The organism is Comamonas sp. F1-6, from assembly GCF_039581415.1.
GTDB lineage: Bacteria > Pseudomonadota > Gammaproteobacteria > Burkholderiales > Burkholderiaceae_C > Comamonas > Comamonas thiooxydans.
This window is the reverse complement of the sequence record NZ_JBCPWN010000007.1, coordinates 77982-89194: the sequence shown is the minus strand read 5'-3', so window position 1 is coordinate 89194 and position 11213 is coordinate 77982. Positions and strand designations below refer to the sequence as shown.

Annotated in this window: 14 protein-coding genes; 3 read left to right on the top strand and 11 right to left on the bottom strand. The window is 59.5% G+C overall.

The genetic code is table 11. From position 1 onward, the window contains the following. Positions 1 to 30: 30 nt before the first annotated feature. The 10 genes from AAIL66_RS09630 to AAIL66_RS09585 all read right to left on the bottom strand — a co-directional run bounded on the left by AAIL66_RS09630 (position 31) and on the right by AAIL66_RS09585 (position 8247). The gene (locus AAIL66_RS09630) at positions 31 to 1482 is read right to left on the bottom strand and encodes a phage portal protein (RefSeq protein ID WP_343496586.1); all 1452 of its coding nucleotides are present in this window, start codon (positions 1480 to 1482) and stop codon (positions 31 to 33) included. Then, positions 1482 to 1694, bottom strand: coding sequence for a hypothetical protein (locus AAIL66_RS09625; protein WP_343496585.1), 213 nt, complete (start codon positions 1692 to 1694; stop codon positions 1482 to 1484). Before AAIL66_RS09625 ends, AAIL66_RS09630 begins: the two co-directional genes overlap by 1 nt. Positions 1695 to 1746: 52 nt before the next feature. Next, positions 1747 to 2076: a helix-turn-helix domain-containing protein gene (locus AAIL66_RS09620; RefSeq protein ID WP_301445731.1), complete on the bottom strand. Its 330-nt coding sequence runs from the start codon at positions 2074 to 2076 to the stop codon at positions 1747 to 1749. A 20-nt stretch (positions 2077 to 2096) separates the two neighbouring features. Next, a complete protein-coding gene (locus AAIL66_RS09615; RefSeq protein WP_343496650.1) occupies positions 2097 to 4139 on the bottom strand; it encodes a terminase gpA endonuclease subunit in 2043 nt (680 codons plus the stop codon). Between the two features lie 5 nt (positions 4140 to 4144). Continuing rightward, positions 4145 to 4645, bottom strand: a complete 501-nt coding sequence (locus tag AAIL66_RS09610; protein WP_343496584.1) for a hypothetical protein — start codon at positions 4643 to 4645, stop codon at positions 4145 to 4147. A gap of 166 nt (positions 4646 to 4811) precedes the next feature. Continuing rightward, positions 4812 to 5642 carry an ATP-binding protein gene (locus AAIL66_RS09605; protein WP_343496583.1) on the bottom strand — a complete coding sequence of 277 codons (831 nt, stop codon included), beginning with the start codon at positions 5640 to 5642 and terminating at the stop codon, positions 4812 to 4814. Next, positions 5642 to 6457, bottom strand: a complete 816-nt coding sequence (locus AAIL66_RS09600; RefSeq protein ID WP_343496582.1) for a YdaU family protein — start codon at positions 6455 to 6457, stop codon at positions 5642 to 5644. Before AAIL66_RS09600 ends, AAIL66_RS09605 begins: the two co-directional genes overlap by 1 nt. Positions 6458 to 6477: 20 nt before the next feature. After that, positions 6478 to 6819, bottom strand: a complete 342-nt coding sequence (locus tag AAIL66_RS09595) for a hypothetical protein (protein ID WP_280032730.1) — start codon at positions 6817 to 6819, stop codon at positions 6478 to 6480. A gap of 65 nt (positions 6820 to 6884) precedes the next feature. Then, positions 6885 to 7727 carry a hypothetical protein gene (locus tag AAIL66_RS09590; RefSeq protein WP_343496581.1) on the bottom strand — a complete coding sequence of 281 codons (843 nt, stop codon included), beginning with the start codon at positions 7725 to 7727 and terminating at the stop codon, positions 6885 to 6887. Then, on the bottom strand, positions 7717 to 8247 hold the full coding sequence (locus tag AAIL66_RS09585) for a phage regulatory CII family protein (RefSeq protein ID WP_054075988.1): 531 nt from the start codon (positions 8245 to 8247) through the stop codon (positions 7717 to 7719). The genes AAIL66_RS09590 and AAIL66_RS09585 overlap by 11 nt, the downstream gene beginning before the upstream one ends. Positions 8248 to 8274: 27 nt before the next feature. On the opposite strand from AAIL66_RS09585, the gene AAIL66_RS09580 reads away from it, so the two are divergent. Together AAIL66_RS09580 and AAIL66_RS09575 are read left to right on the top strand one after the other, a co-directional pair. Continuing rightward, positions 8275 to 8697, top strand: coding sequence for a hypothetical protein (locus tag AAIL66_RS09580; protein WP_343496580.1), 423 nt, complete (start codon positions 8275 to 8277; stop codon positions 8695 to 8697). Positions 8698 to 9143: 446 nt separating this feature from the next. Continuing rightward, positions 9144 to 9536, top strand: coding sequence for a helix-turn-helix transcriptional regulator (locus tag AAIL66_RS09575; protein WP_343496579.1), 393 nt, complete (start codon positions 9144 to 9146; stop codon positions 9534 to 9536). 9 nt (positions 9537 to 9545) lie between these two features. Here AAIL66_RS09575 and AAIL66_RS09570 read toward each other — a convergent pair whose 3' ends face one another. Further along, positions 9546 to 9815 (bottom strand): helix-turn-helix transcriptional regulator, encoded by a 270-nt coding sequence (locus AAIL66_RS09570; protein ID WP_279086000.1) that lies wholly within the window; start codon positions 9813 to 9815, stop codon positions 9546 to 9548. Positions 9816 to 10387: 572 nt separating this feature from the next. On the opposite strand from AAIL66_RS09570, the gene AAIL66_RS09565 reads away from it, so the two are divergent. After that, entirely contained in the window at positions 10388 to 10990 is a 603-nt protein-coding gene (locus AAIL66_RS09565) for a TM2 domain-containing protein (RefSeq protein WP_343496578.1), read from the top strand. Positions 10991 to 11213: the final 223 nt, after the last annotated feature.

Here is an 11213-nt window from a genome sequence, read left to right as displayed (position 1 = left end):
CAAAGCGACCCAGTTTGAGACAATCTGAAATTAGGGCTGAGCGCTGTTTGTATCGGCAGCACCTTTGACCTTCATCATCATCAAAAGAATGTCCAGGACGCCGGCATTCTTCAGGCGATCCACATCCTCCTTCATCTCCTGCACAACCTCCTCAGGGTCATAGCCCCGCTGACGCAGCTTTTCACTGAAGGTCGAAAGTCCGCCAGCGATCTCTTTCAGGTCGGATTCGACATCGTCACGCGGGTTGGTGTACTCCCATTTGGGTGTGGCATAGCGCACGTTGTAGTCGGATTTTTTCACCAAGCCGCCCAACTCTGCGGCATCAACGAACGCTCTGACCATGGGAGCGATCAGGCAGGGGATGACATGCAACCACTGCTCCCGCTCTGCATCGCGTTTGTAGTCCAGGCGGCGAATGCGGGCGCTGCTGAAATTCACCTGACTCACGTCGCCGGTCATCATTTCGTAAGTCCAGCCCGCGCCGGCGGCGATGAGATGGAGCGCCTGGCGGACATATTCCACATAGCCAGGGACAGCCTTAGGCTCCACGACTGTCAGCGTCGTGCCCGTGGGTACTTCCACCATCGAGCCACTTGGGAGATCGCCCAGCACGCGACCGCCCTCCGTCACCTTGGTACCTTGACCGTCTGCCAAGGCATTGATATCACCAGAGGCCAGAACGCTGAGTCTTGACTCTTGGTTCTTGCGGTTGATCTCCGCATCCTCATACAGCGACAGGTCACGCACACGGGAAATTACCGGCGCAATGCGCGGAAACCCACGTCCCTGGCCAGGGCGCTCTTTCGTGAAGTAGTGAATGACGGTGGTGGCTGGCACGAATCGGCTGCCACCATTGCGAGTGCGAGGCAGCACCATGTCGCCGGGATGCTGCTCAAACAGGTAATACCCCATCACCCGACCGAGAGCGTCGTAGGCCTTGCCTTGCACCACGTCATAGCCATCGATACGACCATTGCGACTGTCGTCCAGCCAATCGATTTCCAGCACCTGAAACTGCACAGGGACCGCTATGCCGTCTTCTTTACGGCGTGGACGAATACGGATGAGCACCTCGCCGTCACGCGCCGCAGTCAGGTGGGCGAGATCCTGCAGTCCATAAATGTCGAGCTGGCCATCCGCATCAGCCTGGGTCCCCCACTCCTTCCAGAGCTTGGCGAAGGCCTTTGCCTCGGGGCCCAGCCATTTCGGGATGATGCCGGTACCAATGATGTTGGCAGTATGGCTAGACAAGCCGCGAGCAATATAGGGCACGTTCTGAGCGAGCGCGCGCGACCTGGTCCGCAACGTGCGTGCATCGGCAGCATGATCCGCGTTCGCGCTGGCGCCAGAGCGGCGCGGGCGCCAGCCATCAGACTGATTTGCACCTTCATAGGCGCGCTGCAGCAGTTGACGCGCACTATGGCGACGCAGGCCAGATGAGGGGCTGATGTAGCCCACGATCTTGTCGATGATGTTGGCCATCAATCACCCCGCAGAGTAGTGAAGCGGAAGCGCCGAACACCACCACGCGGCGCGCCTTCGGGCCGAGCGAGCGCAGACTGGATGCGCGCTTCTGCTTGAAATAGCTCCGACATATCGCGGAACTCAACGCGCCGGCCGTTGACCATGACGGACTTCTCACCCGTGGCAATGGCGCGCCGCACATTCTCAAGATCGTCTTGCGTATAGGCCATGAGCCTCTCCTAGATGGTTCAGTAACCCACGCAAACTAATGCGCTGGCAGTCTCATTGCGACCCGGAGCGAGACTGTTTTACCTGCCCCTCCTGCTTCAGGATGCGATAGACCGAAGCTCGGCTAATGCCCAGCCTTCGAGCCACCTCAGTGGCATTGCGGCCATTGAACAGTGAGAGAACCTGCCGCGCCTGGTCACGACGTGCAGACGCCGTCCGTGGTGAGATGCGCTGCCTATCCCCTTTGAACTCGGTGCGAACCGCGTTCTTGAGCTCAGCCAGCTTTGCCGACTGCACGCCATCCGCAAAGCCTGGTATCTCAAGCAGCAGGTAGTCAAAGATCCGGTCGACCAGGTCGAAATCGTCATCATTGGCTTGACTCATTGTTTTCAGCTTCTCGCGGTTCAACCCAGGCGCAAGCGCGACACAGCCGCGCGACGCTGTTGATAGATAGGGGCATCGACTTCCTGCACTCGCTCAGCAACCAATGGCATCGCTGCGACAGTGACCTCCTCAGCCACCCGCGGGGCACTGAATAGGTCTTCTGCTGGCTGCACCAGTTGCTCGAGCTGAAGCCACTTGGCTTCACTCCACTTGTGGATGCCCTGGCACATCGCGGCATGCATTGCATAGTTGCGAATATCAAGCTCCTCATTGCGAGGGCGCCGCTTGACCCATTTGTAGGCATCCTGGCCCTTGATCTTGGTAAGAACTCGCTGCTCAGCTGTGAGCTGCTCATAGAACTCGCGCGGGAGGTCTGTGCTGAAGTGCACATAGCCTGGCCCTGGCTCTGCAATCGCCAGCTGGCCCAGCAACAGGTCTTTGGCCTGGTCAACCCCCACCAGGTAGAGCTTGATGCCGCGCTGCACCTTCATGCCACGATGATTCACTTCCTGAAGGCTGCTCGGCCCGACGATGGGCTTGTTGTCGTCACCCTTGATGGCGCGCAGGTTCGGGATTCGGCCCTGGTTGTTGCGCACCCAGTTATAGACGGCATGCGTCTGGTCTGAAGAGTCAATGCTGGTTGCGCTGATGCCCAGGCTGGGCCCGTGGCCTGCTTGCTGGAACCGCTGCAACAGAAATGCCGTGACCGGCTCCCAGTCCTCATCCACAGCCGGATTGCCGTCGATACTGATTCGCGCGACGGGCCAACTCTCCAAGCCGCGCCCCCAAGCCCAGATGGTGATCTGCCACCAGGTGCGCTGCACGTCCACGCCTGCAGTGAGGTACAGAGCACCCTTGCACACCACACCCAAGGGGTATGGCTCAGCACGCGCCTGCAAGGCGTGTTCGTCCGTGCGGTCGCCCTTGAGCTCCCAAGTCTCGCCCAAGGTTTCGTTGACGAACAGCTTCATGGGCTCCACGTCGCCGGCTTCAAGCTTCTTCAGTGCATTCTCAAATTCCTGCACGATATCGGACCAGGCGCGCTGCGGGCTGTAGCCCGTCCAGACATGCAGGCCCAGGGTCTTGGGCGGAAGGCAGGGGCGAAGATCCTTGTCACGCCAGATACGGTCACGACCGTAGCGCTTGCCCGTACGCTCGCACACCCAGGCCCCTTCCATGGGCACTCCACCGGCCAGGTAGTCGGCCTGGGTGATGCTTTCCCGACAGTGGGGGCACACATGACGAACGCTGGCAGGGTTGCCCCGCTCCCACTGGAAGCCGTAACGCTTGTCCTTGCCACCCCACATCAACGGATGCTCAGCATCACAATGAGGGCACTCGATGTGAAAGCGCACCAGGCCCTCGGCCTCTTCCACCGCATCCTCGATGTGGCACATGCCCTTGAGCAGCGGCGTGGAGCCGCAGACCAGCTTGGGGTAGGCCGCGCCTTCAAGGCGCCCTCGCGCCAGGCCACGGGGAGGGCCGGCCTTCTCGATGCTTCGATCAAACTTGGAGATCTCATCCAGGATGACCACGGCCACGGTGATGCGACGATATGCCCGCGCTGCCTTGCCACCCAACAGGTGCAGCACGCTGTCCCGGAATGGCTTGAACTTGATGGTCTCCTCGGAGGTGCCCTTGCCCCGTTTGCGTGCCTTGTTGATCGAAGTGACGCCGGTCAGCGGGTCCAGCAGCGGATCAATTTCCGTCTTGACATAGTTGTCCCGGTCGTCATCAGTAGGCTGCCACAGTGCCTGCTTGCGGCGCCTATGGGCAATGTTGTAGCAAACGAAGGCGGTGATCATCTTCGTATACCCGACACGTTTTGCCTTGACCACATCGAGCTCAACAATGCGGTCATCGCTCATGAAGTCCAGGATGCCCACCTGAAAGGCCCAGGCCTCCCAAGCTCCCTTCTGGTGACTGCTCTCACCGGCCAGCTTGAACTCTGCCTGCGCCCAGTCGCCCAGGCGCTGAGGCGGCTCAGCGCGCAGGCTCTCCATGCCCAGGCGCACTGCAGCCTTGATGGCTTCGGCAGTTTCTGCATGCAGCAGCTTTCCCATCGTGGTCAATCTGCGCTCCCCTCTTCGCTGATATCAGATTCCGGCGCTTGTCCTTCTTCTGCAAGCATCGCGTCCAGGCTTTCGGTCACCAGACTGTCAGTGCCACGGATCCATTCATTACGCGCGCCGGCAATCACCTTCAGCACAGCCGTCTTGGCCTCTTCGGGGAGATCCGGACAGGCCTTCGCAAGCATCGGCTCCAGCTGGTCGAAGCGATCGACAACCGCACTGGACACCATGCCGAGCACATCGGCCAGCAGGCCGACCGGCGCGTATTCCTTGCGGGCCAAAGCGTTCTTGATGGACTGGCCTTCGCGCTGCTCGCGGGCCAGAGCGGCACGTTCCTGGGTCAGGTCCAGGCCGCCCAGCTCGGAACCCAGACGGCCTGCGGCCTGGTCGCGCAGCCGTTCGCAGTACGCCAGCAGCCATTCGTGGCCGGTGTCGCCACGGGTCATCACGCTTTCAGACATCAGCTGGCTCACGCGGGCCTCGCTGATGCCGACCATTTCCGCAAAATCTGCTTGCGAAATAGGAGCATCAAGTCCAATGACTGCCTTCACTTAACCCCCCTAGCAACACTGCGAAACACTGAAAAGGTGCGGCCCGAATTACCCGCTCCAGAGGAGGCCAGGGAGGACCCATGACCTGCCCATTTTTTGAGCACCACCGCCCTCATGCCGCCAGCCCTCCAATGTCGCGGCGACCGCTGTCCCAGGAGAACTTGAGGACAGCCCCGCCGTCCTCGCGCAGGCGATCAACCACCCGCTCGCCCAGGTACTTGCTACTGAGATCCTCGACCGTGTGGTTGGTCAACAGCAGCGAAGGCTTGCGCTGCTCATAGCGTTCATTGAGAACGTCGAACATCACATTGCGCTCAAACTCCGTACCCTGCTGCACACCGACCTCATCCACGATCAGCAGATCCGGGAACACCATCTGCGCCACCACATCGCTCTCGGTCACGCCTGAGTTGCGGGCCCAGCTGTCCTTGACCATGCGCACGATGCGGCCTGCAGAGACAAACAGCACACTGGCCTTGTGCTCGCGCATCACCTGCAGACCGATGCCCACGGCCAGGTGCGTCTTGCCCGTGCCGAAGTTGCCCATGAAGATCGCGCTGCGTCCTGTCTTGCGAACCCTGGCGAAGTCATCGGCGTACGCTTGGGCGAAGTCCAACGCCATCTGCTGACCCTCATGGCTCACCTCGTACGACCCCAGCGTGCGATCACGAAAGCGCTCAGGGATGCCGGCGCGGCCCATCCTGGCCTCCCACTCCTGCACCCGCACCGCGCGGCGCTGCTGCTCATCACGCAGCCTCTCAGCCTCACGCTCTGCCGCCGCGCATGCTGGGCAACCCAGCCAGATGTCGCCCAGATGGCACAGCGACTGGAAGGGGCCATGCCTATCGCATTCAGCCTGCTTCACCAGCGGAGGACGATGCACACCCGACTGGATGGCAGAAGACAGCGAGCGGCTGCCGGGTTGGCGATTCATTTCATTCATCACAGCGCATGCACTCCTATGCCTTGGTGGAGGGTTTTGATAGGTGGCTCACTACGGCCAGGACGGGGCTTGGTCGGGGCCGAGGCAGTCGCCAGCACACGGTCAACGTAAGACGGGAGGTACGAGATCGGTTCACGCGCCTCGGCTCGGGCACGGGCCACCGCAGAGCGCATCTGCCCCACCGTCACGCGGCTGGTGCACCAGCTGTTCGCCAGCGGCCAGAACTTCTTGCGGTCATGGATGCTGGTGTGGTCAACCTGCACGCCAAACTCTTCAAACACGGTTGCCCATTCGGCTTCACGAGCAGGCACAACAGCATCCGTGCGCGCCTTTTCTTCATCATCGATATGGTTCTGGTTCTGGTTCTGGTTGGTTGTACGTCCGTTCAACGACCGTTCAACGCCCGTTGCACCGGGTTCACCGTCACCACCGTGGCCGGGTTGACCAGTCACAGCACCACCGGCCAAGGGTGGCGCAGGCTTCTTTCCCCCCCTACGTTTAGCCGCAGACGCTTTACCGGCAAGCGATTGCTGCTCCTGTTTTTTCAGGTACGCAGCCAACTCGATATCACAGCGCACGTTATGCCAGCCGTCATCCCGCAGCGTGAAGAACTCATCAAGCAGCCCTTGCAGCGCCTTGCGCAGCTCATCAGACGTTGCCAGCACACGGCGCGCCAGCTTGTCAAAGTCCGGGTTCAACGGCTGCTCGGTGTCGTAATACAAATCCAACAGTTCCCGGTACAACGCCCGTTCAACGAACGTTAAATGCCGGGTGGCATTGTTGAAGTCACCAATATGGTGCGGATAGTGATTCATCGCCCTATGCCCTGTTGATATCAGGCGATGCTCTGCTGCTGTGCCTTGCATTTCACAGGCACAACGTCACGCTGACGCGGGGACATGCTGCAGCGGCGGGCCGTGCCCAGCTCAAAGCGGCCAGCTGCCACCAGGGCATTAACGGTGCTCGCCACGCTGGACAGCTCCAGCCACTCGCCGGTCTGCTTGCTGTGGTGCTCGCGCAGCTCACGGCGGCTCATGTCGCGCACGCCCTGCTGATGGGCATGGCGCAGCGTCTCGTAAAGCCTCTCGCTCAAACGCCGGCGCGATTCATTGCCCAGCTCGGCAAAAGCCTCTGCGCTGGTGTCTTTGCCGGTCACAACGGCTTGGGGTTGCTGCATGGTTGCACCTCCTGATATCTGTGTTGGGGTCTGCGGCTGCTGCGCCGCGTTGAATGTCTTGTTCGTCATACGCCTGCCGCCTGCCTGATGCGGTAGCGCATGCGCCGGGAAAGCTGCTCATCCAGCTGGGCACGCGAGGCCACCTTGTCCATGTCGAATCGGGGGGTGTAGCGGCCTGCCTTCACAAACATCACCACGGGGCGGATATCTGCGCCCGTGCGACCCACCACCGCCCAGATGCCTGGGGCCAGGTTGGATGCCCGCGCATCGTTCTCGCCCTTGGCAGTCCAGCGGGCACCGCCGCGCAGCTTTCCGTAAGCCACGATGTAGCGCCGGCCAATCGATGGGCCGACCAACCTGCGCTTGGCGCCGCCGTTCTTCTCGATGGCCTGCTTGCGCTTGTCCTTCATGTTGATGTGATGGCCCCGGCCCTGCTCGCCAAACGCCTGCAGATAGCTCAGCACCTGCACCAGAAACGCGCCGCGCAAATTGCCGTGGCCGTCCTCGCTGCCAGGGAACGGCACGTCTGGAATGGCCGTCTGATAGCCCGCAGGCAAAATGCCCGCACGCTTCAAGGCCACCTCGGAGCGCTTGTCTCCACGACGACCGCCCCACACCTGGGCATCCAAAATCTTTTGAGGGTCAACCCCGCCGCCTCGGGTGTCCCTCGGGGCCACCAGCGCATAAGGGCGGGCATCCGTCGCAGGCTGCACCCAGGGGCTGCGCAAGATGTAGGCCGTGGGCCGGTCGAATACCGCGCGCATCTCCTCGGCCATGGCGGGGCGCAGGTTCTGGTAGGCCACATCATTCACAGCCTTCACCTGCGCCTGCTGCAGGCCACCTGCAGACAGCGCATCAATTCGACGCTGCACCGCCTGCAGGCCTCGGGTGTTGATGTCAAGCCTCATCACGCACCTCCGGCACCCGCTGCGCAACCACGGCAACCATGTAGCCCACCAGGGCGATCAAGTCACCGGCACGCGCCTGCACGCGCCTGAACTCATTGCGGCTCGTCTCATCGCCATCAATCAGCGCATCGGCCACGGCCGCATTGAAATCTCCCAGGCCCTTCTGAAAGCGCATAAAAGCCTCCACAGGCTTGCCGTCCGATTCGTCCGGCACCTCGGGCATACAGCTGTGCGCCATAGCCGCAGCCATCGCATGCAGCACAAAGGGCAACCCCGATATCTGCTGCATGGCAAGCGCTTCATCCAGCGTCAGCTTGTGAGTCTTGTTATTCGGGTTCAGCTTGTGCTGCAGCGTGTTGGCAGAAACGCCCATGGCCTCTGCCAGGGCAGGCACGCCGCCCTTGTGGCGCTCAGAAATCAGCCGGGCCGCATCCTGCAAGCACATGCTGCGAGCAATGTCGGAATCAGCCGCTGAAACGCCATAGCCAAAACCCACCCCGATTGCGAAAGTAGAGCCCATAGCAGTCCTCCTCAAACAAAGGCAGCCATGAGCACACAACCCACAGCCACACAAGCCAAAGAAAAAGCCAGCCCCGCGCCATTGGCTACCATGGCGAAAACCGCCCCGATATCAGAGCTGATCAAGACGAAAAAAATGGACACGCAACCAGACAAGCCAGCCACGCCAGATGAACGCATCAACGCCATCGAGGCCATGCTCGGCCACTTGATATTCATGCTGGAGGTAGAGCCCAACTTCACTGCTGAGGCCCTTGTGAAGTGGATTGCGACCTGCCGCCAGGCTGAGCGCGACAAGGGCATTGCTGACCCTCGCCAGCAGGTGGTGTTTGCACAGCTGTGCGAAAAGCTCGGTCTTGTGGAGACTGATCATCCGGAATCAGATCCAGCAGCAAAGCAAGCCGCGCGCTCTGCGCTGCAGAGAGCACAACGCCGGCCTGCTGCAGACTGAGCAGCCAGTTGCGCTCAGCGTGCAGCATCAGGATTGCCGTGTAGACGCAACGTGCGGGCAAGTCAAACTGAGCAGCCACTTGGTAAGCGTTGCGCCCGTTCCAGGCGCGGGCAATATCAATACTCAGGCACTCAGAGGCCATGAGGAACCCTTATGGATTCAGCTTGCTGCGTAATGGCCGAATCCGAATGCTCAGCACATAGAGACCGCACGCCATCTAGAGCAGCATCCAATTTTTCAAGGGTTCGTATCCCTGGGTTGTGAATGTGCCCGTTCATGAACTTAGACATCCACGAATGACTTACGCCGGCTCGCAGCGCGATGCCCGTCCAATCGCCTTTACTGGCGGCCAAGCGCTTACGGATTGCTTCGTCAAGTTTTATAGACATACCGCAATCGTAGCAATCTTTTGCTAACCACTCAAGCAACACTTTGCTAGCAAAGTTATGCAGACTCAAGCAATGTCAGCAAGCCCACTTAACCAAGCATTGGCCGTCAACCTTGCATATCACATGGAACGCAAAGGCCTAAAACAGATGGCGCTTGCGAAGAAGTGTGGAGTTGCGCAAACCACAATCAGCAACTATCTAAATCCTGAGCGTCGCAAGCCAGGCAAAGATGGAAAAGCTGGCTCGGCCAAGCTGACAGAGGTTGAAATGCTGGCCACGGCTCTTGATGTGGAGCCATGGGAGCTTTTGCGACCTATGGATGGCCGGCAACGCGAGGTGTACGAAAAAATTGAGGCTGCCTACAAAGCCCTCAGCTCTGCACCCGCCACCCCAACCACCCAACCAGCAGCCAGGCAGCAACCGCACAAGGTTAACGAGCCTGTCACCTGACGCCCCTTGTCAGGTAATTCGCTTAAAACCAAGAACCAAAGGTGCAAACGTGATGCCCCTGAACGGTTCACCAAAAAGCAGCGTATGAGCGCATACGCAATACAAAGTAGCCAGCTCACCCAGCTGAATGGCTGAGGGGCAACTACCCCCTCGCTCCCAAGAATAAATAGATTGACGTGTAACCCGCAGCGTTTCCGCAACGAATGCCTGCGACATCCCTGCGCCTGTACGAGCATTTTTCAGCCTCACGCCAAGTGGCTTTTTCTTGTCTGTGTTCATGCTGGTTACTGTGTTTTTTAACAGTATTACACAGCACCCCTTCATGATCAACGCTAAGAATTTTTGACATGCAAGAAATCACTTGCAAGACCACCTCATCACCTCTGCAACATCCTAAGTGCAAATATTTTTTAGCCATCATTAGCAATCTTTTGCTTGCTTGAGTAGCAATACTTTGCTAGATTCCATCCCGTTGCAGACATCCTGCAATGGGCGCCACGGTATCGACCGGGTTACGCCCGGTCTTTCAAAATTCCACGCCCAGACAGTTCGCACCACCAATGCAGTGCGCACCGGGCAAATAGCACCAGCGGGCATGGCCGCTGCTCTGCGCGGCACCCGCCGTTCACAGTCCGCCAAAGCGCGGTAAACGGAAAAAAGGTGAGGCGAAGGCGGCCAAGAGCAAGAACGGTCATGCCGGTTGGAATCCCGGCAACGCCCGCCCCGTGCGCTACGGGGCAAACCAGAGCGCCCTGCACCAGGGTGCTGCGGTTTACCCACCTGAAAAGATGGCTCCAACGCCCTCGCATACACTTAGCTACATTTAACTAAGCGTTCGGGAGGGCATTCAGATGGGAGCACAAGATATATGGGCCGATGCGCTCAAAGAAGCGGAGAGCCCCGAAACACGAAATGCAGGCCTCTGGGCCAAGTGCTTTGCAGAAGCTGATGGTGATGAAGCCAAAGCAAGAGCCGCCTACATCAAAGCAAAGGTGGCCGCAGTCAATCCACCAGCCGCACAGCCCGCACCCCAAGCAAGAAATGATCGCGGCTGGTGCCCGGTTTGCCATGCACCAATTGACCTTGACGCCCTGTACTGCAGCGCCTGCAGCTCCAACCTTACAGCCAACCACCTGCGCCCGCTAAAGTACAAGCCAACCAACCCTGCACCGAATGCGCAGCAGGGCCACAGCCAGAAAAATTCATACTCACCACGAGGCGTGCAGATTGTTCAAACTGCAAAGAGCCGTGGCACTTACATCATTCTCGGCATCCTCTTTGGCATGCTCGGCATTCACAATTTCTACGCTGGCCGGCATCTGCGAGGAGCACTCCAGCTAGTCAGCACCTGCATCTTTGGCTGGTTTGTGATCGGCCTAATCATTACTGCCATATGGGTACTGATTGATTTATTTACTGTCACCGAAGACAGCGAAGGCATCAGATTGACCTGACATCAACCACTTTGTATAGCCCGCACGGCACGCGCCCTGCGGGCTTTTTTTTGCCCATACATCAGCAACAGGAGATTCAAAAATGTGAGCCAGTAGCCAGCATGCGGCATGCATGTACCTATCCCCCGCAGGGCATCAGCGGGGCCATCTGGTGTGACCGCTCAAGCAGGTCTGCCGCCGCAGAAATGGGTCTGAGGCGTCAGCTATCAGGAACTTCAGCGCA